Source organism: Paeniglutamicibacter antarcticus (genome assembly GCF_039544305.1).
Classification (GTDB): domain Bacteria; phylum Actinomycetota; class Actinomycetes; order Actinomycetales; family Micrococcaceae; genus Paeniglutamicibacter; species Paeniglutamicibacter antarcticus_C.
The window spans coordinates 1-1,195 of the sequence record NZ_BAABLK010000010.1 but is presented as its reverse complement, the minus strand read 5'-3'; the positions used below and the strand labels follow the sequence as shown (position 1 = coordinate 1,195).

Below are 1,195 nucleotides of genomic sequence, written 5' to 3'. Positions count from 1 at the left end.
CCGAACTGCGCGAACGTTCAGAATACTGGTTGGGTCAGCAGGGCCGTCTTACCGAGCCGGTCTACAAGCCTGCCGGTGAGGACCACTACCGGCCAGTGAGTTGGGACGAGGCGTTCTCGATCCTTGCTAAGAAACTCAACTCCCTTGCGTCCCCGGACGAGGCGGTCTTCTACACCAGCGGCCGCACCTCGAATGAGGCAGCTTTCGCCTACCAGCTCTTTGTGCGTGCCTTTGGCACCAACAACCTGCCAGATTGCTCCAATATGTGCCACGAATCCACGGGCTGGGCCATGGGCCAAACCTTGGGTATCGGCAAGAGCACCATTGCGTACGACGACTTCGGCAAATCCGATTTGATCNGAGGCAGCTTTCGCCTACCAGCTCTTTGTGCGTGCCTTTGGCACCAACAACCTGCCAGATTGCTCCAATATGTGCCACGAATCCACGGGCTGGGCCATGGGCCAAACCTTGGGTATCGGCAAGAGCACTATCGCCTATGACGACTTCGGCAAATCGGATTTGATTATCATCATGGGGCAGAATCCAGGCACCAACCACCCCCGGATGCTCACGGCCCTGGAAGAAGCCAAGGACAACGGCGGGAAGATCGTCGCGGTCAATCCATTGCTCGAGGCCGGTCTGAGGCGATACAAGGACCCGCAGAAGGTCAAGGGCATCATCGGACGCGGCACCGACATCGCCGATCAGTACCTGCAGGTCCGGTTGGGCGGAGACATGGCGCTGCTGCAGGCAGTTACCAAGCGGATCCTGGATGCCGAAGATGCCAACCCGGGAACCGTGCTGGACCAAGAGTTCATCGATACGTACTGCGAGGGCATCGATGAGCTCAAGGCGCACCTGGCCCGGTTGGATGAGGATGCGGTGCTTGAATCCACTGGCCTGCGTATCGAGGAGATCGATGAACTGGCCGATCGTTACATGAAGTCCGATCGAGTCATTATCACCTGGGCCATGGGTCTGACCCAGCAGAAAAAGGGTGTGGCGGCCATCAAGGAAATCGTCAATCTGCTGCTGCTGCGCGGGAACATCGGCAAGCCCGGCGCCGGAGCCTCCCCCATCCGCGGACACTCCAACGTCCAGGGGGATCGCACCATGGGTATCTGGGAGCAGATGCCCCCAGCGTTCCTGGACGCGATCGAGAACGAGTTCGGTTTCGATCCTCCGCGCGAGCACG

2 protein-coding genes are annotated in these 1,195 nt (G+C 59.5%); both read left to right on the top strand.

What is annotated here, in order from left to right; all coding sequences use genetic code 11:
- Positions 1-500, top strand: a 500-nt coding sequence (locus tag ABEA12_RS18590) for a molybdopterin-dependent oxidoreductase (RefSeq protein ID WP_425571722.1), incomplete at its 5' end; no start/stop codon positions are given.
- Positions 457-1,195 (top strand): molybdopterin-dependent oxidoreductase (locus ABEA12_RS03085; RefSeq protein WP_425571721.1); only part of this gene is annotated, 739 nt, incomplete at its 3' end. The genes ABEA12_RS18590 and ABEA12_RS03085, both read left to right, overlap by 44 nt.